Below are 26,506 nucleotides of genomic sequence, written 5' to 3'. Positions count from 1 at the left end.
TGGCCGATCGTGAGCAGCCCATTCATCGTCATAGACGTCAACGAAACTACCTAGATAGCGTCACCACGTCGAAGTACTCATGCTCTTCGACAGCGAAACGCGCGTCCGCCGAGTATGTGTCTGAAATCTCCTGGCCACGTTCGATGAAGGATTCTGAGGGTGGCCAAGACTTCGCGCTATTCCTCAAATCAAAGTCGAGAACGACAATTGCATCGGCCTCACCAGAGGTAAGAGTCTTGAGTGAAGCATCGAGAAGCTCATCGCCCGCTGGCTGTCGTGCGATCAGAAAGTCAACCTCCTCGCTCCAACCAGCACGCGCTCGACGGAGCGCTTTATCATTGCCAATATTCCAACTACGGACGTTAATTGTCGGCACGAGATACACCGAAAGGTAGTCGTTAGACTTTGCGGTGCCGCTCACGAAGATCACTCGCTCATCCGTATCGAGTGCTGCAGCGAGCGGCGTCGTGACGTCATCGTCGAAGCTACGAATCATTTGAGCGTTCTCGACGTTTTTGTTGAACACTGCGACAGGGTTGAAAGACACCTCTGCGACGGCTAAAACCGCGAGCACGATCGCGAGACCAGCTCTCTTGCGCCGCAAAAGTGTTTCGATACAGATGGCCGCGAGAATCACGACAGCCAGACGTGTAACCAGGACCCATCTATAGATCGCCCTCATGTACTCGAAGCCCGGTGCTTTCTCGAAGAGAACAGCGGTAGGGAGTTCCAAAATACCGGCTCCTGCAGGCATGCTGGTCGCTGCGTCGGATAAAGCCGGGTCAAAAAGAGTCATGAACTTTAGCGCAGGACCCAACGCGAAAACTAACGCCACCGTGCCAGCAAAAGCAAGAGCAACTACCTCGCGTCGAACTGAACGCGCGTGGCAGATCAGTCCAACGATCGCCAGCAAGACGAATAAGACGCCGAGCATGTTGTAGACCGAATTCGAGCCGTCTCCCCAGAGAGCGCTCGAGTCCTGACCGATTCCAAGGAGCTTGGCCCACCAAACCTGATTGCTCGGAACGAAGAGCGTACTCAGATCAAGGCCAAAGGCCCGAAATTTGTCGAGCGAGTCTTCGCCCCAGGCTCCAGCGTTTGTCACAACAGACCGGTATGCAACGTATGACCCCGCAACCACACCGAAGAGGATGACATACGAGAACCACGTGGACGGCCGTCGCCACCTCCCCCAGGAGTTGAAGAAGACAAGACTGCCTGTGAGCAAGCACGCCATCATAAACGTGTAGCCGTCAGCGAACAGCATCGATACGAGAACGAGTCCCCACGCCGCTACTCCAAGAACCCACCACCTGGATCGATGCCCTAGACGATCCAGCGTGTACCCCACGATCGCCGCGAGTGTGGGTAAGAGCAGGGCCCCGTAGAGCATCCCGCCGAACCCGAGTAGCCCAAATACGCTGAGGGAAGTGCAGTACGCAAATGCTGCGCCCAGGGCGATCCAGTGCCTAACAGCGAAGCGGCGTGTTAGCCGGTAGGTACCTAGAATGCCGACCACGATCACGACGTAGTTGACGATTGCGTAGGACCACACTGCTGGTACCAACAGGAACCGCGAAATCATGGTCGCAGACAGAATAATCGGTACGTTCGTCGCGAATAGTCCGCCCAAATCACCGCCGACATCTGGGCAGAAGGAACTCATCGCGTTCCGAATCGAATCGACTCCACAATCGATTCTGCCGAGAGCTATGTAGTGGATGACGGATGCTCTCACCGAAAAAGGAGTCAGGCCGAACAGTGTGCTAACAATGGCAGCACCGACGAGCACGATGACTAGCGAAATCAGAGAACGGGGGTTCGAGCGAGATCGAATCCAACCTCTGAGGCCACCCCTGTTGACCGCTCCAGGGGTTTGTGTCTCTGAGTTCATTGGATAGAGCTTAGTGGCGACACCGGATGATGACGATTCCGAAGCGGCTAGCTCGCCGTTCGAAGCCCCCTAGCCACTTACAACGTGAGCCAAAAACCTCGTGAACCTGTTCCTCATGACGAGAGTGCGGGCTATCTCAAGTAGTCGACGGAATCGCGGGGAATCCATCGCTCGCCCGAAGGCAACGACACCTTCAGCCAATCGCCTGCAGCAGTAACTGACACGGCAGACACGATCGTTCCAACCGCGACATCGACAACGTCCACATCACAACCTGACGTTGGAGCCACACGGCCCGCCGCCGCCGACGTCACCACATACGACAACTTCGCATTCTTCACCCCACTGGGAACGGCGCACAAGTCGTCACCTGTCGCGTACCGCACGGAATCGCGGGGAATCCATCGCTCGCCCGAAGGCAACGACACCTTCAGCCAATCGCCTGCAGCAGTAACTGACACGGCAGACACGATCGTTCCAACCGCGACATCGACAACGTCCACATCACAACCTGACGTTGGAGCCACACGGCCCGCCGCCGCCGACGTCACCACATACGACAACTTCGCATTCTTCACCCCACTGCGAACGACGCACAACTCCTCACCTGTCGCGTACCGCACGGAATCGCGGGGAATCCATCGCTCGCCCGAAGGCAACGACACCTTCAACCAACCATCCACGACGGCCACCGCCTTCACGACGGATCCCTCAGTCACTTCCACTGTGCTATCTCCACACGCGTATGAAGGTGCAGTTCGAGACACCACGGTGCCCGACTGCACGACATAGAGCTTCCTAGCTGCCGAATATTTAGACGGAGCCGCGCAGGTGAGGTCGACTTCAGTGGCTTTCGCGAGGTCTGCCCTACTCAACCAGACGTCACGTCCATCGAACGTGACTTTGAGCCAGCTGCGTGAGGCGTCTACCCCGAGTCCTTGGACGATCGTGCCTTCAGCGAGGTCGATGGCGTTTGAGTCGCATCCTGCGTCCGGTGCTGCACGCCCAGCTGTGCCGCCGCCGCCCACGACATAGGTTAGACGAGCCGATCCCACCGCGGCAGGGACTGCACAAAGCTCCTGCGCCGGACTTGCGTAATCGACGCTCGATCGCGGGATCCAGGCGTACCCGTTCTCAAGTTGCACCTTCAACCACCCGTCCACCACACCGATAGCTTGCACAACCAACCCAGAAGACAACGCCTGCTTCTCACTAGAGCAACTCACGTTTGGCGCTATGCGCCCCGTCGAAGCGGATTTCAGGACATAGGTCTTCGTCGCTGACTTCGCGTCACCAGGGATCGCGCATGAAAGCGCCGTTGAGCTCGCCTTTGTTGTGTCAGTACGACGGACCCATGCGTGCGCGCCGCCGATATTCACGCGAATCCATTCGCGGTCCGCGCTGATGGCCGAAGCAGTCACAGCGACGTTCGCAGGCAGAAGAGAGGAGCCGATTTCGCATCGAGAATTAGGGGCGCTTCGAGCTGCTGCACCTCCGGCCTTGACAACATAGGTCTTCGAAGCTGCTCCGAAAGTGGCGGGTTCTGCGCACACCGCCTCGCTCGTGGTCGCGTATCGAACTGCAGAGCGTTCCACCCAATAGTTACCGCGTGCGGAAGCGACAGTGATCCAGTCACGATCAGCATTAACTGTCAGAGCTTGCAGTATAGAACCGGCGTCGAGAGATTCAGATTGCGATGCGCAACGAGAGTTGGGGACTGCCCGCCCTGTAACTTCGTCGGCGATGACGTAAACCTTGGAAGCAGACTTGACGTTGCCTGGAACAGCACAATATGACTCGTCCTGGCTCGCGTAACGCACGTAGTCTCGTGAAATCCAGCGGTCCTGGTCCAACCATCGAATCTTTAGCCACCCGTCCAATACGCCAATGGCCTGAACTGCTGTTCCCGACGAGAGCGCGATGACGCTCTTCGAGCAGGAAGTCGATGGAGCTGTCCGAGCATTCAGGGTGCCGGCGCTCACGACATACACCTTTTTTGCGTTCGACACGCTCGATGGCTGAGCGCACGGATCGCTCGTGACCGGCGATTTGAACCAGTCGGTAAAGTATTGATAGAAATTTCGATTGCCGTACGAGGAGCACCCATCGCCCGTCCCGTAACCCGCGTTCAACGCTGCAGAATTTGGACGATAGGGAGTATAGATATACAGATTCGCCGTAGCCTGATTCGCGATGTAAACGCTCGAGGTGCCGCAAGATGCGTTTGGATGCCAATAGATTGAGTTCGTCTGGCCCGCGCGGTAGGCGAACGAGTTCGGATAGACAGTGTAGATCTTCATCTGGCGCGCTGCGCCGTAGACCTGGTTGAAGAATCCGTAGTACTGAGTGTCACATGCTGCTGTGTCGGGGCATCCTTGCCCCATCGCGATTGTGTAGCGGAACTCACTCGGCCACACGTGACTAACGAGGCCTTGTTCTTTCTCGAGCATTACGAGCAGCACCTGGGGATTGATGCCGCAGGCCTTCGCAACCTTATAGATGATCCGGGATGCGCGTTCACGCATTCCCCCGCTGTAGGCATCGCACATAGCATTCGAACTCGTAGAACGGGACGTGTCATACCAGTCCTTCAGACATGTGTATCCACTCCGACACGACGAAACCTTCTTCTCCAAGAAGGCCTGAATCTGCGACTCAGTCATTGTGCCGGAGTTGAAGAAATCATCGTCGCTAATGATGCGTCCCGCATCAAACCGAGACAGGTCGGCGCTCTTTGCGATGTCCGCGGAGACTTCGGCTTCAAGCGTATTTGCGGAAGTCATAGCCACTGAGGCGTCAGGCTCAGTGGCGGTCGCTGGCTGCGCGGCTGCAACCAATATGGCGATCACCAAGGCGAACGCTGCAAGACTCGCCACGCCGGCGCGCATGCCGAACCGCGAGAACAATGAGTGTCTCATGTGAATAGTGTGACGGAAGTTACCTGTGAGCACCAATGATTGCAATAACTTTGGGCACGCGACGGGCGTCAGAAGTGGATCAGATCGATTCAGCGTTCGAAACTACCGGCCTCGCGAGGGGAGAGACCATAGAAGCCAAAACATGGATCGAAGGAGCACGCATTGAAAACCAGGCGCGTTTCACGAACCCCTCCGGTCCAGACTTTGGGGCGAGCGAATGCACCCCGTTTTACAGCCGTGCTCGTCTTGGTATCGACGTCGCGTTCGGGTATGGAGGGGTGAGAGAAACAAAGTAAGCTGCGGGGATGAAGAGTGGGCCACAGGTACTTGTTTTTCCTTCATGGAGAGAAAACCCCTACCTGAACCTTCTCGGCCTCGCGCCTCGCTCCTCGGGATATCATTTTCTTGCGGCGACCCAGTACGAGAGCCTTCTTGGTGAGGCGAAGCGTCTCGAAAGCGGTGACGTATTGCATATGCATTGGACCTCACCCCTTTTGCAGGGCGCGCTCACCAATGACGAGGCGATCCGGCGAGTTCGAGAATTCGCGAAGCTGCTACCAGCGCTTCGCAAGCGTGAGGTGAATATTGTCTGGACTATTCACAACCGGCTTCCTCACGAGGTGGTACATCGCGAGTCCGAGGTCGCGCTTTACCGAATCCTCGCAGAAGAAGCGCATGCCATTCACATAATGAACCCTGTCACGCCTTCGGTGCTTTCTGATATCTGCACATTGCCCGCGGAGAAAGTTCGGATTATTCCGCATTCGACCTACGACGGGATTTACTCCGCAGCACCCGACCGTGAGCTCGCGCGAGAATCCTTTGGGCTGCGCCCAGAAGACTTCGCCGTTTTATTTCTCGGCCAAATTAGGCCATATAAGGGAGTTCAGACGCTGATCAGAGCCGTGTCGAAACTTGACGGGCCAGGCATTTCGCCCGTGCTGATGCTCGCCGGAGCTGTCAAAGAAACCACCGCCGATGAAGTGCGCGAAATGATACCGCCGGACATGCGCACCGTGTTGCATCTCAACTTCGTTGAGGATGGGGACCTCGCTCGGTGGTTGGCCGCAGCGGATGTTGCTGCATTCCCGTATACCGCGATACTGAACTCCGGAAGCGTTCACCTGGCAGCGACATACAGGCTGCCCGTGATACTGCCCGGTGAAGATCATCTTCGGGCCATGTTTGAGGACGAGAATTGGGTAAGGTTCTTCGACCAGACGAACCCGGAGGACTCGATTGCGGAAATACTTCGCGGGACCGACGAACTTCGCAGTATCGACGAAGCTGAGTTTTCGAGTTTTGTCCGTGATAGATCGCCCTGGGAAATCTCGAAAGAGTATCTAGCTCTGCTCGATTCCTTGGCCCCTCCGCCCCGGCGCTTCTGACTTGATTTACGAGGGTAAGCATGTCGACCGTCGGACATTGCGGGTGAATTTTTCGCCTGCTCCTGGCTCGCATACATAGTCAACTATCCCCCCCCCCCCCCCCCTCGAACTCCACCAACGCTGAGCTTTAATTCCTGCAGGTGCATCCAATACCGGCTCGCTTCAATTTTCTTGTCGGCTAAAATGCTCAAATGATTCACGAGAGCGTAAGCTGCGTAGGCGACATCACCATCGGAGTTTTCGCCAAGATCTACGCGGGGGGCAACATCCTCGGCCCTGTGACCATCGGAGATCGTGTTTTCATCAACCGAGATGTTTACATCCGACCCCACACCGCTATCGGGGACGACGTCAACATCGGGCCGTTTGCTCGGTTCATCACTGACACCCATGAAATTGGTCCCGCTAAGAAGCGAGCAGGTAAAGTCCGACACGACCCAATCGTCGTTGGCGCTGGCACCTGGATAGGGGCCGGAGTTACCGTGCTCGCCGGAGTGACTATTGGCACAGGCTGCATCGTTGCCGCCGGCGCCGTTGTCGTAAACGACGTGGCATCGAATTCTCTCGTCGGCGGCATCCCCGCAAAACTAATTCGAGAACTCGCTCCCTAGTCGTCGAGCGCAGCCCCTCCGATGCCGTGCTCGAGAAAGCTGATTCGCCCCGGGCAGACTTACTTCGAGGGCGAGAATTAATCAGACGATAATAGAAGTTTCTGAAGCCCGGACTTTGCGCGAGCAGGCATGTGCACCGCACGGTCTCTTGTAATGATCGCTCCACGTCGCACCGCACGAATAGCCCAGTGGCGTCGTCGATCGATGAATAAGCTCTCTCGAACGGATCGGTAGAGAAAAGTATCGAAGCCGACGTACTCAGGGGGTTCCGCCCGCACTGGCACAGGCACAGCGATATCTTCTGTGGTGTCGGCAAGTGCCGGCACTACGGATCTGTGCATCGGCAGTGATCCTGCATCCCACTGAGCCGTCCACGAGAACTCTTCCCCCTCTTCGGTCCATTCCACGCTTCGCGGAGCAATCCATGGGTGAGTCGTCGAGGCCGGGTCGTACAGGATTGGGCTCACCCGGTCCGAGCCGACTCGAGAGGATCCTCTAAGAATCAGGCTGGCGCCACCGCTTACATCGGACACACTGCCACCTACCTCGGCACGCAGTTTTATGAACGCAACTGTGTCACTATCAATGAAATCAAACAGCGTCGCAGCCCTGACGAAACTCTCGCCGAACAAGCCCTCGCTTGCGGCCAGGAGCGCATCCCTTGATACGCGACTCTCGAATTCCATCGCTCCTTGCTTCAATGCGTCGGCAACTCGCTCAGAAAAGAACCTTAAATCTTCCGAGTCGATCGGGTCGTTCAGATTCGTAAGCCCCTTGATGAAATCACACCACAGCTTGGCAACCGACTCTGTTTCGCTGATGCTGTCTTCATCGAGAAGCTGCACTGCTGCTGCAGCAGCGCGGAAGTCCCCTAGCGAAACGAAAACAAGCGTCATTCGTTTGAGCGGATGAATTCGGAGCGGAGGCCTTTCGGTCAGTCGCAGAAGCTCTTCAACGGCCCCGGATACGAGCTCGTCTGAGGAGGAAGGACCCGCCCAACACTGAAGGTATTTGGCGATATGAACAAAGCCGTCGCGATCAAAAATCAGCGATGAGTAGATGGCGTTGAGAGCAAAGTTGTGAGCAGAAATGACTAAGCGCGCACATTCCGCCTCTTGTTCGAAATAACTAACGGTGGATGCCGCACTGCGCGCGCGAGCTGTCATTGACGACGTTCCGGGCCTATCCCGGTAGAGATAGACAACATCCTCGATGATGTCGATGCGGCGCGCAAGCAGGTATGCCCGTGTCATTGGCACGATATCGTTCGACCGCGAAACGTCGGGGAACCTTATGTGCTGAGACTCCCAAAAGTCCCGCCGGAATGCCTTGTTCCAACAGGGTCTGCTGTAAACGAGAGTGGGCTCGTCTGCGATAGAAGTTTTTAGCTGCGGGCGGTCGAAGGCCTCCATCGCAGCGGTCGGGCGCCAGGTGTCGTTGGGTGAGAATTTTAGATAGTCACCAATCGCGATTTCGGAACCTGATTCTTCCAACGAAGAGATCAGAGCGGCATACGCGCCATCGGGAACGATGTCATCCCCGTCGCAGAAAATGAGGTATTTGCCACGCGCGTGATCGACCCCGATGTTTCGAGCCGAGCCGCCCCCTGATGTCACCGCCGAAATCACTTGAACTCGTTGATCACCCTCGGCGATGTTCCGCAGTAATTCTAGAGTCCCGTCCGTCGAATGGTCATCGACAACGATCACCTGCATCTTCGGAACATTCTGAGCCAGAATCGACTTCAACGTGGCCTCCACCCAGTCCCGAACGTTATGTGTCGGAACGACGATAGAGAGAACCACTCCTGCAGTGCGGCGCAATGGACCGAGATGTGGGAGCGATAAACCAAGTATCTGCGCCTCTTCGCGCGTCACGCCATCCGCAGGCTTGTCTTGAGCAGTCAACTGATCCAGTCTGAGCAGTGCCTGAGCGTCTGTGTCCGACGCTCCCCATGGCATAGAGCTCACGATTCGCTCACGCTCTGCGTCCGCCTCAGCGCGGCGCGCGATGTAGCTCGAGCTCTTTGTAGCGTTCTTTGCCGCATTGGCATTCCCCACGCTGGCAGCGCGTCCCCAAAGATCGAGTGGAAATGCATCACGCAGAGCGTCAAGCGGTACTTCAGGGGCGTCCTCTGGCCCCATCGCCAACGCTTGGGACAGCGATGACGCAAAAACAATGCTCGATCGGCCGGTCCCTAGAAAGTAATCGACGTACTCAAAAGGGTGCGCACCCACCGGCAATATCAAACGGGACGGTACTCCAAAAGCCTCAGCGACGCTGATTGCACGAAGCGAGCTCCCCGTAACGAATTGTGCGCTCGCGATACGATTTATCAGCTTGAGCGGCTCGGCAAAGGGACTAGCAACATTCGAACCATCAAAGCGGCTAATCTCGTCGACGCTTGGAACAATGAGCACCTCGTCCGCGTTGTTTTCGCCAGAAACCACGTCCGGAAAAAACGAAGGCAGCAAAAAAACCGGATCTGCAAACACGTCCGATACGTCAACGCCATGCGCGAGGAGCGCGGCCCTAGTCAACGGACCGCGCACCGAGCGAACATCCAACTGAGTGGGGAGTGCGCCAGTGAGGATTTCGCCGCTGAGGCCTGCCCCCCACACGACGTCCCCGGCCACGGCGAAGTCCAATGCGCTGCCACCAGTCAACAGTCGTCCACGATGTGAAGAAGGACCCCGGCTCGAGGGAACCGAATGCTCGGCAAGGATGCCGCGAAGAACCATAGATGAAAGCGCATCTCCCGACCACTGCCGCTCCGAATCAGATGCGTACGCTGAGCGTGGGTAGAGACAAGGAACCCCTGAAATCAACTCCACGCATACGCTCTCGGAGCTGGAAAAATCGAAAGGTTCACGTTCAACGTGCAAGATATGCAGCCGCCTCTTCAATTGGGCCGTCGAACACCTTTGTTCCTTTTTCGATTACCACACCACGCTGGCAAAGCTCGCGTATGGTCTTCGTGTCATGACTTACGACGATCATCGTGACGCCACGAGCAGTTAGTTCACGGATTTTCTCGTAACACTTGGCTCGGAACGGCGCATCACCTACCGATAGAACTTCATCGACGAGGAGTATCTCGAGGTCGACGTGGATGGCTACGGAAAACGCCAAGCGCATGAACATCCCTGAGGAGTAGTACTTGACCTCCTGATCGATAAACTCGCCGATCTCTGAGAACGCGACAATATCGTCGAACCGCTCGTCGATTTGTTTGCGCTCCATACCGAGAATTGCTGCGTTCAGGTAGACGTTCTCGCGGCCCGACAGGTCCGGATGAAAGCCAGCACCAACTTCGATGAGCCCCGCGACCCGACCCCTCGTAAAGACACGCCCGTCGTCTGGTTCCAATACTCCCGAGATCAACTTGAGCGTCGTGGACTTACCCGAGCCGTTTAATCCAAGGACAGCAAGCGACTCCCCGTTACCAACCTGAAATGAGATGTCATTCAATGCAAGGAATGTGTCGGCGCGTACCTTTTTCCTCTTGATCCAACTCACAAAGGCTTCTTTGAACGAATGCGTGTTGCGGCGAAGAAATCGTTTCGAAACGTGATCAACAATGATGCACGGTTCAGTCACAGTTGAGGCGAGTAATTCATTCATTAGAGATCCTGCGCAAACGTGCGCTCAAAACGACGGAACGTGAGTTGTCCGATAACGAGGGAGGCCGCTGAGATAATCAGCGCCACGATAATCATGAGGTTAAAATGCGCTGGAAGTCCGTGGGTGATATCGACCGTTGCATCCCAGAAACCTAAATGGAAAAGCTCGACTGCGACGGTGATCGGGTTGCACATGTAGATGTAGAACAGCCACTGGTGGCCCTGGAGCGCGTCCGCGACAAGAGTCCATGTGTATAGAACTGGGGATGTCCAGGTCGAGAACATTTTGATCAAGTCAACGAAGTTCTGCGCGTCCCTGAACCTCACATTTATACCGCTAAAGAAGAGTCCCATTCCCAATGCGAACATAAGCACGATCAGCACGCCGAGCAAGACCCCACCCAACGCGAGCATGGATGGCGCCCATCCAACGATCAGACAGACAGCGAGAAGAATAAGAAGCTGCGGTAGAAAATGGACGAACGCCCCGATGATCGCCGCTACGGGAAACAGTTCGCGAGGAAGATATATCTTTTTAACGAGCGCTCTGTTATCAACGATTGCGTTTGTCGCGTTACCGAACGCTTCGTTGAACAAGTTCACGACAACGACGCCTGCGAACAGGTAGATCGCAAAGTTCGGAACGTCCCTGTGGAATTGAAGAATAATCCCCATCACCAGGTAGTAGATGAGGAACTGAGCGCCGGGCTTCACATATGACCAGACCCAGCCAAGAACCGAGTTACGGTAACGGGTCGCGGTGCCCTTCCTCACGAGGAGTTGGAGGAGATACCGTCTTCCGAAGATGTCGAATATACCGCGGCCTCGACCTGGAGTGTCGAACGCCGAAATATCGACTGGGATACCAGTAGTCAATGTGTTCGCTTTCTGAACGGCGGGGATAGGCCGATCATGATCTTACGTCACGCCATCGTCTCTAGCCTGAAGAGACACCGGTGATGCACCGCTAACAGATCTTTCCCCCTAATAAGCGTCGTGATCGTGTCCGCAACCGGCAGCGCTCAGAGTTCAGCGTGAAGCGCCCACACGCTCTCGGCAGCAACGCGCCATGAGAAGCCGCGACCGCGATCCGCAGCCATGATGGCGAAGCGGTGGTGGGAGGTATCCGAACCCATGATCTGTGCGAGCGACTCACCGAATGCATTCTCGTTTTCGGCAATCAGACCGCCGTCGAAGAGCACCTCTTTATGCACGTCGGATGCCGCAGCAACGATCGGGACGCCGAGCTTGAGTGCTTCGAGTACCCGCCACGGGAACGAACTCGCTCCAGAAGGCGCCACCATGGCCCGCGCGGATTCGAGCACAGCGGCCCTGTCGGCGACGTCAAGCGTCGACCTGACGTGCACACGGGAGGAGACAAGCCCCGTCGACACGGCGATCTCGACCACAGCTGGCTCGCGGCCCTCTGCCTGATCGAGAACTACTACCGGCAATTCGATACCGGCATCCACGATCGCAGCGAACGCGACGCGAAGTTCTGCGGGTGAACCCGGAGCCACGACAATGTGCTCCTCGGGAAGCTCCAGAGTGCGGCGGCGACCCACTGCATCCGTTGGTGCCGCGAAGCCTTCGGGTGCAGCTCCGGAAATCACACGCACCCGAGAGCCCAAGCGCGAAACCTCACGCAGCTGCTCGGCCATCGTATGCGTGGGGACGATGACAGCATCCGCGTGCCGTTCGGCGCGCTTGAGCATTGCACGATGCCACATGAGAGCGGGCTTCGACATCCCTTCTCCACCAAGCCACGGAGTGAGGTCCCAGAGCGTCACAACTGTCTGATCGTGGTTATGCACACGATCGTGCTTGACCAGAGGAGCAGCCAACGAGGCCGCATGAATGAGCCCTCCGCCAAGGCGGGGTGCGACGCCGAGCTGCCATGCAGCGGTGAGTTCACGACGCGCAAGAGTCGACTGGGTCACATCCTTCAACCCGGGAATCAGGCGCTCTGCCTCATCGGCGTGGTTTGCAGGAACTATCGCCGAAACGACGCACCCACGCGGTGCTGTCTGCACCAGTGCGCGCGCGAGTTCGCTCTCGGCCATCGCAAGGTTCGCGTCGGTCGGGGTGGTGAGCTGGTCGAGAACGACCCGTAGTGTCGCGGTCATCCTTCGAGCGTAATCTCGCCAGATGGGTGCAACCCGGATGCCACCACCCCAGGTGCAAGATCGTTATCAGTCCGAAGAACTAGGGGTCGGCGACGGAGGGTGAAGCGTCGTTCGGATCAGTTCGTGGATGTAATCGATGTCGGGGTCATCCTGGTCGATGTTGTTCGCTTCGGGTGTCAGCTCGATGGTCGTCACCGGCTGCGATTTGGCATCCATGGCCAGCTCGGCGAGCGTCGGCAACAGGGATTGTGGCACATCAGTCTCGACCAGATGGGTTCCCGCAGCCACGATGTCCTGGAACCGGGACAGCACATTCTCTGGGGTGAACTGCGCGAGCATCGCTTCTTGCAGTTCACGCTGGCGCTGCATGCGGTCCCAGTCACTGGTCGTGTAGCGCGACCGCGCATACCACTGAGCGGTGTTGCCGTCCATGTGCTGCTGGCCAATTTCGATCCAGCCAATCGCCCAGTCGTCGGCGGGCTGTCCTTCGTATGCTGGACCACCACCTTCGGGGAGTCGCTCCGTGACGTTGATGTCTACCCCACCGAGCGCATCGATCAGAGCCGCGAATCCATCCATGTCGATAAAGACGTAGTACGGGATTTCGATGCCAAGGATGCCCTCCGCGGCATCCTTGGTCGCCTCAACGCCCGGCTCTGACCCGTTGGATACTGCATCGGGGTAAAGCGCTGCGCCGTCACGGCACACCTCAACCTCGGTGCGGAGCTGATTGAGACCACTGCCCCACCCACACACGGGATCGGAATATCCGCTGTGGCCATCTGGGTAGAGGTCTTGCATCGGTCCTTCTGCGAACGGGAAGTGTCCCATGTCTCGCGGAAGACCCGTGATCGTGACTGCTCCGGAATCGGCATTGACCGATACGACGGAAATGCTGTCAAAGCGCATCGAGTCGCGGCCTTCGCCGCTGTCGGCCCCCAGAACGAGGATGTTGTAGTAGCCGTCGCTCGGAGGCACGGCGGGTGCCGACGACCCGAAGATATCGACGATCGCACCACGGGTTGCTCCGGCAGCATTCGCCGCGTAGGCGGCGCCGCCGCTCGACGCGACAGCGAGTATCGCGGCAAGTGCAACAATTCCGAACCGAGAAAGCGGCTTGGTCTTTACAAGGCGCACAATTCTGAGCGTGTCTATTGTGAGCAGAATCCACAGTGCCGCGTAGGCCAGACATACGCCCTGCAGCAGCAGGAGCACGAACCAGTTGGTGGCAAGGCTAAACAAAACTGAACGCCACAGCAGCGCTGTGAGGGCGGTCAGTACGACAAGTGCCCACATCAGAAGCGTGGCGAAGAGGCCGATACGCGCTAGCCGCCGACCACCGGCTGCGGCCTGCGCAGAACCCGGGATGAAGAAGTTGAGAAGGACTAGCCACCAGCCTCGCCGACTCATCACCTGGCGTGACGATGAGTCCGGATACCGCATCGGAAATGGGTTTACCAGGTCGGGAGTGCTCGCTCGCGGCGTCAAACGCGCCGGGCTCGCAACGCTCACAGTGAGCCCTTCAGCCGTGCGTTCTTCTCCTCGACGACCGCCTCTAGCTCGCGAGCGTAGGCGTCAATTCGTTCGCCGAGCTCTGGCTCGTTCACACCGAGAATACGGGCGGCAAGAAGCCCGGCGTTTTTTGCACCACCGATCGAAACCGTCGCCACCGGGATTCCCGCAGGCATCTGCACGATACTCAAGAGCGAATCCATGCCGTCAAGATACGCCAGCGGCACAGGAACTCCCACGACGGGAAGCGACGTCACCGACGCGAGCATGCCCGGAAGATGCGCGGCACCACCAGCGCCAGCGATGATGACTCGGATGCCGCGCGCCCGCGCCTCCCGCCCGTAGCGGAGAAGCTTGTCTGGCGTGCGGTGGGCCGAGACGACCTCGACTTCGTGGGCTATCGAGAAATCTCTCAGCGCCTCCGATGCAGCGCTCATCACTCGCCAGTCGGAGTCGGAACCCATCACGACGCCGACAAGCGGGGCGGAGGAAGCGTGCAGCGGCTCAGTCACCCGTCCAGGCTAGGGGTCGCTCCTGGAAGATCCCCGCAACGGCACGCATACCGAGCGTCGACGATAAGTCGCCACGCATCCATGGGTTAATCGTTGAAGAGGGATGCCGCGGCGCGCGCGGTGTAGACGGCGTCGTCGATATCCGACCCAGCAACGTTCACATGGCCGACCTTCCGCCCGGGACGCGGTGATTTGCCGTAGGTGTGAATCTTGGCGTCTGGGTGCGCCGACATTGCCTGCGCGAACCTTGCTTCAATGCCGCCCTCCGTTGGGCCGCCGAGAATGTTCACCATCACAGACCACTCCTCGCGAGCAGAGGTATCTCCGAGCGGCAGGTCGAGCACTGCTCGAACGTGCTGCTCGAACTGGCTCGTCACGGCGCCATCTTGGCTCCAATGGCCGCTGTTGTGCGGGCGCATCGCGAGTTCATTGACGAGAATGCGCTCATCGGTCGTTTCGAAGAGTTCGACTGCAAGCATTCCCGTGACCCCTAGCCCCGCAGCTATGTCAACGCTCAACTGCGCTGCGGCCTCCAGCAATCTCTCATTCGCGCCCGGGGCGGGAGCGATGACTTCGGCACACACACCGTCGCGCTGCACAGTTTGCACGACGGGGTACACGCGCATTTCACCCGATGGGCGACGGGCCACCTGCTGAGCAAGTTCTCGAGAGAAGTCAACGAGCTCTTCAACGAGTAACGCGCCGCCGCGCGCATCCTCAGCGAGGGCTGCAAACCAATCTTCCGCCTCGGCGGCCGCACTGACGACGCGCACGCCTTTGCCGTCGTAGCCTCCTCGCGGCGTCTTGACGACACCACGCCCGCCATTCGCGTCGAGAAACTCTTGGAGTTCGACGGCGTTCGTCACGGCCGCCCATTCGGGCTGCGGCATCCCGAGTTCAGCGAGACGTGCACGCATGACCAATTTGTCTTGCGCAAACTGCAGAGCATCGGGGCCCGGGTGTACAGCGACGCCGGCATCGACCAGGGCATGCAGGACTGACTGTGGGACGTGTTCGTGGTCAAAAGTGACGACGTCGACATCGCGAGCGAATTCGAGCACAGTCTCAACGTCGTGGTAATCCCCGACCGCGAAGGCGGCAAGCTCAGCCGACATTCCGGCCTGTTCTGCCAACACCCGAATCTCTACGCCGAGTTCAGACGCGGGAGCAATCATCATGCGGGCCAGCTGCCCACCGCCGACAACACCGATTCGCAAAGACATGAGTTTCCTTCCGTCAACCTCATTCTCTCGCACGCCGAGAGCGAGGATGCTCCGAGGTTTAGGGCAGTGCTGGACGTGGCCCTGCCGAGGCAACGTCCCCGGTTCCCATTTGTTGGCCATCACGATGCGCGAGGATTTGATTTACCTCAACCTGATCCACGAGCGCCTCGTGAACGAGCGCCACACTCGGAATGTTGCGGATCACAATAGGATCGTCCACCCCGTTGGCGAGAGTGAGGGTGCCGGTGCGCCACATCCGTTGCAGGATGCCTCGGCGCTGCGTGACGGCATACCCCCGAACGTGCATCAGCTCGCGATATTTACGGCGCACAACACCCGATCGTTCAATCACACGCCGCGTTGTCACCGTGTAGGTGTGCGACCACCACACGAGAAACGGCATGAGTACGAAGATGAAGATCATCACTGCCGCGGCGGTGAGAAGCATCCAATTTTCGTAGGGCGCTGGCAGGTTGTCGTAGAAATAACCCGCCGCAGCGGCGACCGCGAGCAAAACGAGAACACCCCAAAACTGCCGCCTTGCGTGCCCGCGAACACGCACGACCTTGAGCTCGGGCGTGGGAGCCCCGGGAGCGGGCGTCAGAGGGCGTCCCCCGTAAGTCGTCGGCTGCGTCACATCCCTATTGTGACTTCCACACGGGCGCTCGGGGTTCTCCCACGCCCACTGGGACCGAGGGCGGTTCTGGGTGAAACATTCAACGAACGTGCACGACATCTCCCGCCGCCACGGCAGCTTCCGTGCCGGCCGTCGTCTTCACGACGAGCCGACCGTCATCGTCAAGGCTGATCGCCTTGCCTTCCAGCCGTGTGCCGTCGGGCAGCGAGACAACGACATCAGAGCCAATCGTCGTGCATACCGACTCGACCTCAGCACGGGCACCCTTCGTGTCCGCTGCGCCCACAAGCCGGGTGACCTCGTCGCCGAGCTCCCGAACGAAAGTGGCGAGAAGTGCATCGTCGTTGCATTCCAGCCCCAGCGCGGCGAACGAGGTCGCTGTAGCGACGGGCAGATCGACGGCACTCATGCGGGTATTTATCCCGGCACCGACGACGATGGTGTCGGGATGCGACGGCACGACCTCCGCGAGAATCCCCGAGATTTTTCTGCCGTCGACGAGTACATCGTTCGGCCATTTAAGGCCGGCGACATGCCCGGATCCGGGGAGCTGGGCCCGAACAGAGGTCGTCATCGCGACACCTGCAAGCAACGGCAGCCAGCCGCGAAACTGCACAGGTAGCTCAGAAACTCGCAGCACAACAGAAATGGCCAGTGCTGTTCCGGCGGGCGCAGTCCAGCTGCGATCGAGTCGTCCGCGCCCAGCACGCTGATCAGTCGTCAGAAGTAGCGAGAGGTGTGGCCAGGCATCCGGTTCGGCGGAGGTCGCAGCAACAACGTCGGCGTTCGTAGAACCCGTGCTTGTAGCGATCTGGACACGCGGGCTAACGGCGGCAGTGAGGGGGTAGCCCTCGGCGGGGATCGGCATGCGAAAGACCTTACGCGTGCCGATGAATCTCAGCATCCGGTTGACACCAACGGTCACTTCGATGAATGCGCGGGAGGAAATCAACAGTGGATGATGCAGATGGCTGTGCGTACCCTCCAACGCACAGCCGGGGTGCGCCGCTAGGGTGGAATCCGTGACGGACAGCTACGACCTCGCGACCACCGCCGGAAAAATCGCCGACCTGCGTGCGCGCTACCAGGAGGCGGTTGTCGACGCCGAAGCGACGGCACACGACAAACAGCACGCGAAGGGCAAGCTCACCGCACGCGAACGCATTGAGCTATTGGTAGACCAGGGCTCTTTCGTTGAGATGGACGAGTACGTTCGCCACCGCACAACCGCCTTCGGAATGGACAAGGCACGTCCATACGGCGACTCGGTCGTGACAGGAACCGGCACAATTCACGGACGAACAGTTGCCGTCTATTCGCAAGATTTCTCGACATTCGGCGGATCTCTCGGTGAAGTCGCCGGCGAAAAAATCATCAAGGTGATGGAGCTCGCGCTTCGAAGCGGCATCCCATGCATCGGCATTCTCGACTCGGGTGGCGCCCGCATCCAGGAGGGTGTTGTCGCTCTCGGCAAGTACGGCGAGATCTTCCGGCTCAATACGGCGGCCTCCGGTGTCATCCCGCAGATCTCGATCATCATGGGACCCGCCGCTGGTGGCGCGGTCTACTCCCCCGCACTTACCGACTTTGTGATCATGGTCGACAAGACAAGCCAAATGTTCGTCACGGGCCCCGACGTCATCAAGACAGTCACCGGTGAAGACGTCGGAATGGAAGAACTCGGCGGTGCGTACACGCACAACACCCGCTCAGGAGTTGCGCACTACCTCGCCGAAGACGAAGACGACGCGCTCGACTACGTTCGCACCCTGCTCGGTTACCTCCCCGACAACAACATGGCGGAAATTCCCGCATACGAGTCCGGCTTCGAATTCGAAACGACAGACGCCGACCGATTCCTGAACACGGTCATTCCTGATTCAGCGAACCAGCCGTACGACATCCACACGGTGATCGAACACATCGTAGATGCGGGCGAGTTCATCGAGGTGCAGCCACTTTTCGCTCCGAACATCGTCATCGGGTTCGGTCGAGTCGAAGGGCGAAGCGTCGGAATCGTCGCCAATCAGCCATCGCAGATGGCTGGGACCCTCAACATCGAAGCTGGCGAGAAGGCCAGCCGTTTTGTGCGATTCTGCGATGCCTTCTCCATTCCGATCGTCACCCTCGTCGATGTGCCCGGGTATCTACCCGGAACCGACCAAGAGTGGACCGGCGTGATTCGCCGTGGCGCGAAGCTGCTCTACGCCTACGCCGAGGCCACAGTGCCCCTCGTCACTGTGATCCTGCGTAAGGCTTACGGCGGGGCATACATCGTCATGGGTTCGAAGCAGCTCGGAGCAGACATCAACCTCGCATGGCCAACGGCCGAGATCGCTGTCATGGGTGGGCAGGGTGCCGTCAACATTCTGTACCGCAGCGAGATCAAGCGTGCCGAGGCCGCAGGCGAAGACGTCGCTGCGGTGCGGGCGAAGCTCGCGAGCGAATACACGTACAACGTGGCATCGCCGTTCCTTGCGGCGGAACGCGGAGAACTCGACAGCATCATCGAACCCGCTCAAACGCGGGTATCGATCGCTAAGGCACTTCGAGCGCTCCGCGGCAAACGCGCGAGCTTGCCGCCGAAGAAGCACGGAAACATCCCGCTATGACCGATGCGGATGCCACAGCGCCCCGAGATTTCTCGCTCGAGGTGCGACGCGGTCATCCCACGGATGCCGAACTCGCTGCTGTCATGGCCGTCGTGAGCGAGGCATACGCGGTCGAGGCTGACGAAGCCACCGCGGACGACGTGACAGCGCGTTCCGCGTGGGAGATCTCCGCCAGAGCTTTGCGAGAGCCCCTCCGGCGCGATGTGCGCTGGGGACGCTTCTCCGGCTGATCGTTCCTCCAGCTGTCTCGCTTTCTCGAACTCCGCTCGATCACTCCGCCGAGGGGTCGCAACACGCCGTGGTCCGCGGTGTGTTGTGCCCCCTAAGCGGCGTGTTGCGACCCCTCGACGACGGTGTGGGGGAAAGAAGATGAGAAAAATCTCATCTTTGTCCCCCGAAATACCTACAGACCAAACGTTGACGGCGACGGATACTTGAAGAGCTGGAACGCTTTCTTGCGTTCTCGTCGAGTTGCTCATCACAGGGTAGAGCCAACATCGACGGCGCGGACGGTTTTCGGGTAACTGTCCGCACGGCGAGGGGCGGGCGGCTTCGCCGCCCCTCGCCCCTTCTCCTCTGCGGGAGATGGGCTCCCCGAGGCGCACGGGATTCTCACTCGAGAAAGTGCCCGATTTCGCGCCACAGCTCCACAGCGTCTTCGTCACCTGTTCCTGCTGGCGCAGGAGCACGCCCAACCACTGTCACTGCGACCTTCTCGTCGGGTGAGGTGCGCACATAAAGACGGGGAGACGTCGCTCCGCGCAGGATTTCAGCGAGCTCCGAGCGGATCGCACGAAGGGCCGGATCGCTGAGGCCATCGAGGCCACCCTCGTCAAACAGCATGACGTTGACGCCGCGCCGACGGAGATCATCAACAGCATCTCGAACTCCGTTATCTAGCAGCCGCGCCGCACGAAGTTCGTCACGCAATCGCCACTCAGCGAGGCTCGCGGCCGCACGCTCCTCAGCGGTAAGTTCAGCACCGGTAACAATGGTGCGGCTCAAGATCGGCCCCGCCTCGGCGAGCGCGCGGCGCACGTGCATCCGGCGCTCTTGCGCACGACCCGCATGCGCTGCTTGCCATGCAGATGCTGCTTGTTGCAGCTCCGCAAGCTTTTGAGCATCACGGCTTGCGCGCATAAGAAAGATGAGGGCGAGCTGCGCGACAGCAACCCAGACAATCGAACCGATGAGGCCGTACACGAGTGCTTCGAGGGCGCCGAGCCAGACCATATAGGAGCCGCCCATGAGCACCATGCCCGTCCATGCGAAGATCCATCGGCCTCGCACCATGATGATCGTCATGAGCGCGCCAATACCGCCGATCGCCCACGTCACGTACGGCTCGTAGTGCGCCGATGGCGGTGTCGCCACCATCAGCGCATTCGGAACCGCTAGCGCAACCGCCAAGGCCAGCACGCCGGCCCATATCGGCACACCAGGGGCAACTGAACTCTGCCGCTCGGTTCGTGCGCCCCAAAAGATCCACAACCACGTTGTCGCGGCATAAAGGAGGATGGCAGCGATAATCAGCGCGGGAGACGTGACATCGCCAGTCCACCAGAGTCCGCGCGCCGCAAGGTACGCCGTGAAGGCAACGCCTATGACGGTCAGGATCGTGCGAACACTCACCATCGGTCGCCACCCTGCCACTCGATCGCGATGACGGTTCCGTCGCTGTTCGACTGGATATCGGCGTGACCACCGATAGACGAAACTCGGGCGATGATCGAACCCCTCACCCCGAGACGGTCTCCGGGAACCTTGGTCACGTCAAAGCCTGGGCCCGCGTCAGTGATCAGAATAGACACTCCGGTGGGAGCTTCTTTCCCTCGGACGGACACGCTGAGTCCTGCCCCACCAGCATGCTGAACAGCGTTCGCCACAGCCTGGATAGCAGCGAGAGTGAGCACACGCGCGACACGTCCAGTCACTGCCACCTCGGTGGCTCCGTCACGTTCGACGGGGATACCGATGCCGAACTCTTTTGCCGCGGCCTGAATCTCGTCTGCGATACCGCTCACCGTCGTATTTTCATCACGGGTGTCTGCGTCGTCCGAATCCGCGTGCGCTAACCCTGACATCGCTTCCCGAGCCATCGTCACGGCAAGCGTGCGTTCTCGCGGGGTGTCGGCTCGCTCGGCTGCTAGCAATGCGCCCAAGACACTGTCGTGCATGAGCGCCGCTACGGCTACCCGTTCGTTTTCGGCGGCATCGACCGCAGCAGCATCCGCGTATGACCGCACAGCGTTAGTGCGCACAGCGTCAACATTCGACGCCGCAGATCGGATCGCCCACGCCATGGCGACGAGTGCACCTCCCAGCAGCAGACCGAACGACACTTCGAACCCGACCGGTAACCATGCTTCGGAATCGAAACCAGCAATGGCCATCCGGGCTGCCCCGTACACGATCGGGGCAGCGATTGCCCATACGAACTGCAGAGATAGGCGGAATGCAACGACGGCCGCAGCAACAGCGATATCAACGAGGTAGAACTGCCAGAGCGACTCAGCGCTGGGCAGCACAGGTTCTTGGTAGGCAAGCGGCCAGAACATGAGTCCCACGACATAGACGACGGCGAATATGGCAGCAAGCGGGCGAGCCAAAACGTTGACGAGGCATCCGAGAATCGTCGCGAGGAGTGCAACGAAAGCGGCCACCGTTATCACGATCGCGACGGGTGGCACTGGCGGTTCAACCGAGATGGCAGCGCCGAAAGCTTGAGCTCCGTGCACGATGCACGCGGCGCCGATCAAAAAGGCGATCATTCGGTCAACGCGGGTCCGGGAGAATGAACCGATTCCGGGCGCGTTGGATTTACCGCTCGGAATGTAGCGCCACGCTTCCGAAAGTACAGCCTGGTCGCGATCATTCATCGCGTGGTGCCCCGTCGGTCTCTTGCAGCAAACCGTCTTCCATCGCGCGCCGGCGCAGGTCGATCTTGGTGGGTGCGGGACGTCCGACCTCGACGTACTTCACGCGCACGCGAGTGATGTTCTCTTTCGCAGTCGAGTACGCGATTCCCAGCCGATCGGCCACAGCTTTCAGCGGCAAACCAGCGGCGTAAAGCCGGAGGACGTCGCGCTCTCTGGCGGAGAGCTGAGCGTCAGCGAACGCTCGATCACCCTCGACAGCGCTCGCCCACTCGACGTTGTCGAGCGGCTGACCGCGACCCACGATGCCGATAGCAGATACGACGTCGTCGATTGGTGCGGCTTTACTCACGATTCCGGCAGCACCGGCAGCCAACGCCTCACGCACAGAGTGAGGGCGATCAGCGACACTGTGGATGATGATGCTCGATCCCGCCGCAGTGAGATCGGAGACGTTTCCGGTGACTGTTGTTCCGTCACCCAGGGTCAGATCGAGCACAATGACATCGGCGGGAGACTCTTCGTTTTCGCGCAACCAGGAGAGATAGCCCGCCACGCTGCTGCCGGAAAAAACCACGGTGCTTAGTCCTGAGCGCGCAGTCGCGGCTTCAAGACCGAGGCGGACTGACTCGTGGTCGTCGATGAGAGCGACACGTGTCATATGGTCATGCTATCCGGTAGCTGTTACCGCGAAAGTGTCACTACCGTCTCGATGTGGTGTGAGTGCGGGAAGAGATCGACACCACGGATGCTGCGCGGTTCGTAGCCTGCGGCTCGGAATGTCGAGATATCGCGAGCGAGAGCGACCGGATCACACGCAACGTAGACGATGCCTGCGGGCGCGGCCGCGACGAGACTCTCCACAACTTCGCGCCCGGCACCGGAGCGCGGCGGGTCAAGCACGACAATTCCGCGAGCCACCCGTTCCCGGTCGCGATCCGTCGCTCGGCTATTCCAGTTGTTCAGCCAGCGATCGACCCGAGCAGTCTCGGCACGTGCACCAAGCCATTCCGCGATGTTCTCACTGGCGTTGTCTGTGGCACGCGGGTCTGATTCCACCGAGACGATCCGGCGTGCGCCGCGATCGCCGAGGGCTGCTGCAAAGAGGCCCACACCGCCATAAAGATCAAGGTGCTGAGCCTCAGGATCCAGCCCACCGGGCGCTAACGTTTCGATGGCGTCGCCAACGAGTCCGTCGAGAGCCGCGGCGGCCAGACGGTGCACCTGCCAAAAGCCACCGGCATCGACGAGAAACTCGCGCGCGCCGACGCGCTCCCGCACCACCTCGCGAGCAGGATCCTTGCTCGCAGTCGGTCGACGTTTCGCGTCATCTGCCCGCGCAATCACACGCACGCGGCCGTCTGCAGGCTGCACAAGATCGAGGCGTCCCGGTGCTCTTCCCTGGAGCGTTTGAGCTGCGCGTTGCACCCCAGCTGTCGCGAGCGGCAGCGCGTCGACCGGAATTACTCGGTGACTGCGCGCCGCGAACGGACCGACATTGCCGTTTTCATCGACGTGCAGACTCACCCGCGTGCGCCAGCCCGTGCCATCAGCAGATTCGGATGCCACGACCTCGCCGTCTGCGCCACGCACGCTCGGTGCGGGCTGCAGTGTGGCCGCAGCGACCGCGTCCGCGCCCATTCCACCGAAGCGCGACAGTGCGTCACGCAAGACGTGGAGCTTCAACTCGCGTTGGTGCGAAAGCTCGATATGTCCGAAGTCAGCGCCACCGGGTCGGTCTTCGGGCGCGACGTCGAGGTCAGCCGCAGCCCAGACATGCGGACGGCGGTGTGGGGAGGCATCCGAAACCGCCAGCACTTCGCCGCGCCAGAACGACGACTTCCGCGTGTCGCTCAGACGCACGGTCACGGTCTCGCCGGGTATCGCGTCGGGCACGAATATGACTCGGCCACCACGCCCGTCTTCGGCGCCGATGCGTCCGACGAAGACGCCACCGTGGGCAACGTCTGTGACTGTGAGTTCGATCGTCTCGCCGGTGTTCATCCTTTGAGCTTTCCACACACTTCGTGACGCCTGTCTCACGCAGTACCGTGGGAACGTGCGCCTGCTGCTTGCTTCCACCTCGCCCGCTCGTTTAATGCTGCTGCGGCAAGCAGGAATTGAGCCCGAGACCTCTTCCCCGGACGTTGATGAAGAGGCGGTGATCGCAGCGGTTGAATTGGCTGAGGGGCGGACGCTAGCACCCGCGGAGCACGTGCTGTTGTTAGCGCGCCGAAAAGCCGCCGACGTTGCAGCTCGAATTCGGGATTCAGATCCCGGTTTCGACGGCCTCATCGTCGGCGGCGACTCGATGTTCGAGATCAACGGAGAGGTGCTCGGAAAACCCCACTACCCAGAAATTGCCGCCACGCGTTGGCATGAGATGCGTGGTCGAACCGGCGTGCTGCACTCAGGTCACGCGGTCATTCGGGTCGAGCCAGGACAACGCCCTCGTGAGGCCCACGCTGTTGCTGAGGCCTCAGTCACGTTCGCCGCCGACGTCACCGACTCCGAAATTAGTGCCTACGTCGCAACAGGTGAGCCGCTGGCTGTTGCGGGCGCGTTCACCGTGGATAGCTTGGGTGGCGCGTTCATCGAGCGTGTTGAAGGAGACCCATCAACCGTGGTCGGGATGTCGTTGTCGACTCTCCGTAAGCTCTGTCGCAGTCTGGGAGTGGATTGGCCTTCGCTGTGGAACCGCATATAGAGCCGCACTGAGCATCGTAGGCTTCCGCACACGTTTGGGCCATATTCTTGTGGGAGTCGGTCAAAAACGACCCCCGCGACCTCGGTAGGCTGGCCCTCATGCCTCATATCGCCAAGGTCCTGATCGCGAACCGCGGCGAGATTGCCGTCCGCGTCATCCGCGCCGCACGTGACTCCGGAAAGACATCCATCGCGGTGTACGCCGATCAAGATCGCGAGGCGCTCCACACCCGCCTCGCAGACGAGGCCTACGCACTCGAGGGTGCAACCGGAGCTGACACCTATCTTTCGATCGAAAAGATTCTCTCGGTCGCGCGCCGCTCTGGCGCGGATGCGGTACACCCGGGTTATGGTTTCCTCGCCGAAAACGCTGATTTCGCTCGCGCGGTGATTGGCGCAGGTCTCATCTGGATCGGACCATCTCCCGATGCCATTGAAGCCCTCGGCGACAAGGTGACCGCGCGTCACGTCGCTGAAAAAGTGGGCGCACCTCTCGCACCCGGCACACCTGGCCCCGTAAGTGGCGCCGAGGAGGTTGTCGCTTTTGCCGAGGAATTTGGGCTTCCCATCGCTATCAAGGCAGCCTACGGCGGCGGCGGTCGTGGCCTCAAGGTCGCGCGCACTCTCGAAGAAGTGCCCGAAATGTTCGAATCCGCGACGCGGGAGGCCATCACCGCCTTCGGCCGCGGCGAGTGCTTCGTGGAGAAGTATCTCGATCAGCCACGCCACGTAGAAACGCAGTGCCTCGCGGATGCCGCAGGCAACGTTGTCATCGTGTCAACTCGTGATTGCTCACTGCAGCGCCGCCACCAGAAACTTGTCGAAGAAGCGCCAGCTCCGTTCCTCAGTGAAGAGCAAAATACAATTCTCTACGAGTCGTCGAAGGCGATTCTTCGCGAGGTCGGCTACGTCGGCGCCGGCACCTGCGAATTCTTGATTGGCGGCGACGGCACGATCTCATTCCTCGAGGTCAACACACGCCTGCAGGTCGAGCATCCTGTCTCAGAAGAGGTCACCGGAATCGACCTCGTGCGGGAACAGTTCCGTCTGGCCGAGGGCGGCACCCTCGACTACGGCGATCCTGAGCCCACCGGGCACTCAATTGAGTTCCGCATCAACGGCGAGGACCCGGGTCGAGGCTTTCTCCCCCAGCCGGGCTCAATTCACGTCTTCAAAACGTTTGGCGGCCCCGGCATCCGTCTCGATTCTGGTGTGACCGCGGGCGATGTTGTTTCGGGTGCATTCGACTCGTTGCTGGGCAAGATTATTGTCACCGGCCGCACGCGCGCCGAGGCTTTCGAGCGTGCGCGTCGCGCTCTCGACGAGTTCGAGGTTTCCGGAATGCCGACGGTGCTGCCCTTCCACCGGAAGGTCGTGCGCGACCCAGCGTTCACCGCGGAAGACGGCAACTTCGGCGTGTATACGAGATGGATCGAAACCGAGTTCGTCAATGACATTCCGGCGTGGGACGGCGAGCTCTCTGATCTTGCACCCGCAGAGGGACGTCACACGGTCGTCGTCGAAGTCGCCGGGAAGCGACTCGAAGTGAGTCTCCCCGACCGCATCGTGAGCGCGCCGGCGGCTACGGGGCGACCCGCCGCTGCGCCCCCGTCGCGTCGTGCGCATCAGGCCAGCGCCTCAGCTGGCGCGTCGGGTGATGTTGTGAAGGCCCCTATGCAGGCGACGATCGTGAAGCTAGCGGTCGAACACGGCCAAAACGTCGTCAAGGGTGATCTGGTAGTCGTCCTTGAGGCGATGAAGATGGAACAGCCTATCCAAGCGCACAAGGATGGCGTCGTCGGCGCCATCGATGCGAAGCCTGGCACCACGGTGTCAGCTGGTCACCAGCTGCTCACGATCTCGTAGTT

21 protein-coding genes are annotated in these 26,506 nt (G+C 59.7%); 6 read left to right on the top strand and 15 right to left on the bottom strand.

Annotation, left to right across the window (positions count from 1 at the left end):
• Window positions 1-46: 46 nt before the first annotated feature.
• Window positions 47-1,666, bottom strand: coding sequence for an ArnT family glycosyltransferase (locus FHS06_RS06435; RefSeq protein WP_167046941.1), 1,620 nt, complete (start codon window positions 1,664-1,666; stop codon window positions 47-49).
• A 359-nt stretch (window positions 1,667-2,025) separates the two neighbouring features.
• Window positions 2,026-4,812, bottom strand: a complete 2,787-nt coding sequence (locus FHS06_RS06430; protein ID WP_167046938.1) for an SH3 domain-containing protein — start codon at window positions 4,810-4,812, stop codon at window positions 2,026-2,028.
• 305 nt (window positions 4,813-5,117) lie between these two features.
• On the opposite strand from FHS06_RS06430, the gene FHS06_RS06425 reads away from it, so the two are divergent.
• Together FHS06_RS06425 and FHS06_RS06420 are read left to right on the top strand one after the other, a co-directional pair.
• Window positions 5,118-6,200 carry a glycosyltransferase gene (locus FHS06_RS06425; RefSeq protein ID WP_167046935.1) on the top strand — a complete coding sequence of 361 codons (1,083 nt, stop codon included), beginning with the start codon at window positions 5,118-5,120 and terminating at the stop codon, window positions 6,198-6,200.
• A 191-nt stretch (window positions 6,201-6,391) separates the two neighbouring features.
• Window positions 6,392-6,811: an acyltransferase gene (locus FHS06_RS06420; RefSeq protein ID WP_208387892.1), complete on the top strand. Its 420-nt coding sequence runs from the start codon at window positions 6,392-6,394 to the stop codon at window positions 6,809-6,811.
• A 77-nt stretch (window positions 6,812-6,888) separates the two neighbouring features.
• On the opposite strand, the gene FHS06_RS06415 is transcribed toward FHS06_RS06420, so the two are convergent.
• The 9 genes from FHS06_RS06415 to FHS06_RS06375 form a co-directional block, all read right to left on the bottom strand.
• Window positions 6,889-9,447 (bottom strand): glycosyltransferase, encoded by a 2,559-nt coding sequence (locus FHS06_RS06415; protein WP_167046932.1) that lies wholly within the window; start codon window positions 9,445-9,447, stop codon window positions 6,889-6,891.
• 238 nt (window positions 9,448-9,685) lie between these two features.
• The gene (locus FHS06_RS06410; RefSeq protein ID WP_167046929.1) at window positions 9,686-10,435 is read right to left on the bottom strand and encodes an ABC transporter ATP-binding protein; all 750 of its coding nucleotides are present in this window, start codon (window positions 10,433-10,435) and stop codon (window positions 9,686-9,688) included.
• Complete coding sequence (locus tag FHS06_RS06405) at window positions 10,435-11,310, bottom strand: ABC transporter permease (RefSeq protein ID WP_208387891.1); 876 nt, start codon at window positions 11,308-11,310, stop codon at window positions 10,435-10,437. The genes FHS06_RS06410 and FHS06_RS06405 overlap by 1 nt, the downstream gene beginning before the upstream one ends.
• A gap of 146 nt (window positions 11,311-11,456) precedes the next feature.
• Window positions 11,457-12,560, bottom strand: coding sequence for a glycosyltransferase (locus FHS06_RS06400; RefSeq protein WP_167046926.1), 1,104 nt, complete (start codon window positions 12,558-12,560; stop codon window positions 11,457-11,459).
• A gap of 66 nt (window positions 12,561-12,626) precedes the next feature.
• Window positions 12,627-14,072: an LCP family protein gene (locus tag FHS06_RS06395; protein ID WP_310734844.1), complete on the bottom strand. Its 1,446-nt coding sequence runs from the start codon at window positions 14,070-14,072 to the stop codon at window positions 12,627-12,629.
• A complete protein-coding gene (purE, locus tag FHS06_RS06390; protein WP_167048037.1) occupies window positions 14,069-14,536 on the bottom strand; it encodes a 5-(carboxyamino)imidazole ribonucleotide mutase in 468 nt (155 codons plus the stop codon). Before purE ends, FHS06_RS06395 begins: the two co-directional genes overlap by 4 nt.
• A 134-nt stretch (window positions 14,537-14,670) precedes the next feature.
• Window positions 14,671-15,807 carry a 5-(carboxyamino)imidazole ribonucleotide synthase gene (locus FHS06_RS06385; protein WP_167046923.1) on the bottom strand — a complete coding sequence of 379 codons (1,137 nt, stop codon included), beginning with the start codon at window positions 15,805-15,807 and terminating at the stop codon, window positions 14,671-14,673.
• A gap of 58 nt (window positions 15,808-15,865) precedes the next feature.
• Window positions 15,866-16,444, bottom strand: a complete 579-nt coding sequence (locus tag FHS06_RS06380) for a PH domain-containing protein (RefSeq protein WP_167046920.1) — start codon at window positions 16,442-16,444, stop codon at window positions 15,866-15,868.
• A 79-nt stretch (window positions 16,445-16,523) separates the two neighbouring features.
• The gene (locus tag FHS06_RS06375) at window positions 16,524-17,396 is read right to left on the bottom strand and encodes a biotin--[acetyl-CoA-carboxylase] ligase (protein WP_310734845.1); all 873 of its coding nucleotides are present in this window, start codon (window positions 17,394-17,396) and stop codon (window positions 16,524-16,526) included.
• Between the two features lie 70 nt (window positions 17,397-17,466).
• Here FHS06_RS06375 and FHS06_RS06370 point away from each other — a divergent pair, with 70 nt between their 5' ends.
• Both FHS06_RS06370 and FHS06_RS06365 read left to right on the top strand, forming a co-directional pair.
• The gene (locus FHS06_RS06370) at window positions 17,467-19,056 is read left to right on the top strand and encodes an acyl-CoA carboxylase subunit beta (protein ID WP_375138706.1); all 1,590 of its coding nucleotides are present in this window, start codon (window positions 17,467-17,469) and stop codon (window positions 19,054-19,056) included.
• Complete coding sequence (locus tag FHS06_RS06365) at window positions 19,053-19,286, top strand: acyl-CoA carboxylase subunit epsilon (RefSeq protein ID WP_167046915.1); 234 nt, start codon at window positions 19,053-19,055, stop codon at window positions 19,284-19,286. The genes FHS06_RS06370 and FHS06_RS06365 overlap by 4 nt, the downstream gene beginning before the upstream one ends.
• 382 nt (window positions 19,287-19,668) lie before the next feature.
• Here FHS06_RS06365 and FHS06_RS06360 read toward each other — a convergent pair whose 3' ends face one another.
• Genes FHS06_RS06360 through FHS06_RS06345 form a run of 4 tightly spaced genes read right to left on the bottom strand, consistent with a single transcriptional unit; the run spans window position 19,669 to window position 23,936 of the window.
• Window positions 19,669-20,691, bottom strand: a complete 1,023-nt coding sequence (locus FHS06_RS06360) for a hypothetical protein (RefSeq protein ID WP_167046912.1) — start codon at window positions 20,689-20,691, stop codon at window positions 19,669-19,671.
• Complete coding sequence (locus FHS06_RS06355; protein WP_167046909.1) at window positions 20,685-21,935, bottom strand: sensor histidine kinase; 1,251 nt, start codon at window positions 21,933-21,935, stop codon at window positions 20,685-20,687. The genes FHS06_RS06360 and FHS06_RS06355 overlap by 7 nt, the downstream gene beginning before the upstream one ends.
• Window positions 21,928-22,593, bottom strand: a complete 666-nt coding sequence (locus FHS06_RS06350) for a response regulator transcription factor (protein ID WP_167046906.1) — start codon at window positions 22,591-22,593, stop codon at window positions 21,928-21,930. The genes FHS06_RS06355 and FHS06_RS06350 overlap by 8 nt, the downstream gene beginning before the upstream one ends.
• A 23-nt stretch (window positions 22,594-22,616) precedes the next feature.
• Window positions 22,617-23,936 (bottom strand): class I SAM-dependent RNA methyltransferase, encoded by a 1,320-nt coding sequence (locus FHS06_RS06345; protein WP_167046903.1) that lies wholly within the window; start codon window positions 23,934-23,936, stop codon window positions 22,617-22,619.
• A gap of 55 nt (window positions 23,937-23,991) precedes the next feature.
• Between FHS06_RS06345 and FHS06_RS06340 the strand changes: the two genes are divergently transcribed.
• Entirely contained in the window at window positions 23,992-24,639 is a 648-nt protein-coding gene (locus FHS06_RS06340; RefSeq protein ID WP_167046900.1) for a Maf family protein, read from the top strand.
• Window positions 24,640-24,737: 98 nt separating this feature from the next.
• Entirely contained in the window at window positions 24,738-26,504 is a 1,767-nt protein-coding gene (locus FHS06_RS06335) for an ATP-binding protein (protein WP_167046897.1), read from the top strand.
• Window positions 26,505-26,506 lie beyond the last annotated feature (2 nt).

This window comes from Microbacterium halimionae, assembly GCF_011761265.1.
Lineage (GTDB): Bacteria > Actinomycetota > Actinomycetes > Actinomycetales > Microbacteriaceae > Microbacterium > Microbacterium halimionae.
Note: the sequence above shows the minus strand (reverse complement) of the source record. Positions and strands in the feature narration are given on the sequence as shown.

Coding starts and splice junctions, on each gene's coding strand:
- FHS06_RS06435 (WP_167046941.1), bottom strand. CDS start 1,666: ATGAGTTCCTTCTGCCCAGATGTCGGCGGTGATTTGGGCGGACTATTC.
- FHS06_RS06430 (WP_167046938.1), bottom strand. CDS start 4,812: ATGAGACACTCATTGTTCTCGCGGTTCGGCATGCGCGCCGGCGTGGCG.
- FHS06_RS06425 (WP_167046935.1), top strand. CDS start 5,118: ATGAAGAGTGGGCCACAGGTACTTGTTTTTCCTTCATGGAGAGAAAAC.
- FHS06_RS06420 (WP_208387892.1), top strand. CDS start 6,392: ATGATTCACGAGAGCGTAAGCTGCGTAGGCGACATCACCATCGGAGTT.
- FHS06_RS06410 (WP_167046929.1), bottom strand. CDS start 10,435: ATGAATGAATTACTCGCCTCAACTGTGACTGAACCGTGCATCATTGTT.
- FHS06_RS06400 (WP_167046926.1), bottom strand. CDS start 12,560: ATGACCGCGACACTACGGGTCGTTCTCGACCAGCTCACCACCCCGACC.
- purE (WP_167048037.1), bottom strand. CDS start 14,536: ATGGGTTCCGACTCCGACTGGCGAGTGATGAGCGCTGCATCGGAGGCG.
- FHS06_RS06385 (WP_167046923.1), bottom strand. CDS start 15,807: ATGTCTTTGCGAATCGGTGTTGTCGGCGGTGGGCAGCTGGCCCGCATG.
- FHS06_RS06365 (WP_167046915.1), top strand. CDS start 19,053: ATGACCGATGCGGATGCCACAGCGCCCCGAGATTTCTCGCTCGAGGTG.
- FHS06_RS06360 (WP_167046912.1), bottom strand. CDS start 20,691: ATGGTGAGTGTTCGCACGATCCTGACCGTCATAGGCGTTGCCTTCACG.
- FHS06_RS06355 (WP_167046909.1), bottom strand. CDS start 21,935: ATGAATGATCGCGACCAGGCTGTACTTTCGGAAGCGTGGCGCTACATT.
- FHS06_RS06350 (WP_167046906.1), bottom strand. CDS start 22,593: ATGACACGTGTCGCTCTCATCGACGACCACGAGTCAGTCCGCCTCGGT.
- FHS06_RS06345 (WP_167046903.1), bottom strand. CDS start 23,936: ATGAACACCGGCGAGACGATCGAACTCACAGTCACAGACGTTGCCCAC.
- FHS06_RS06335 (WP_167046897.1), top strand. CDS start 24,738: ATGCCTCATATCGCCAAGGTCCTGATCGCGAACCGCGGCGAGATTGCC.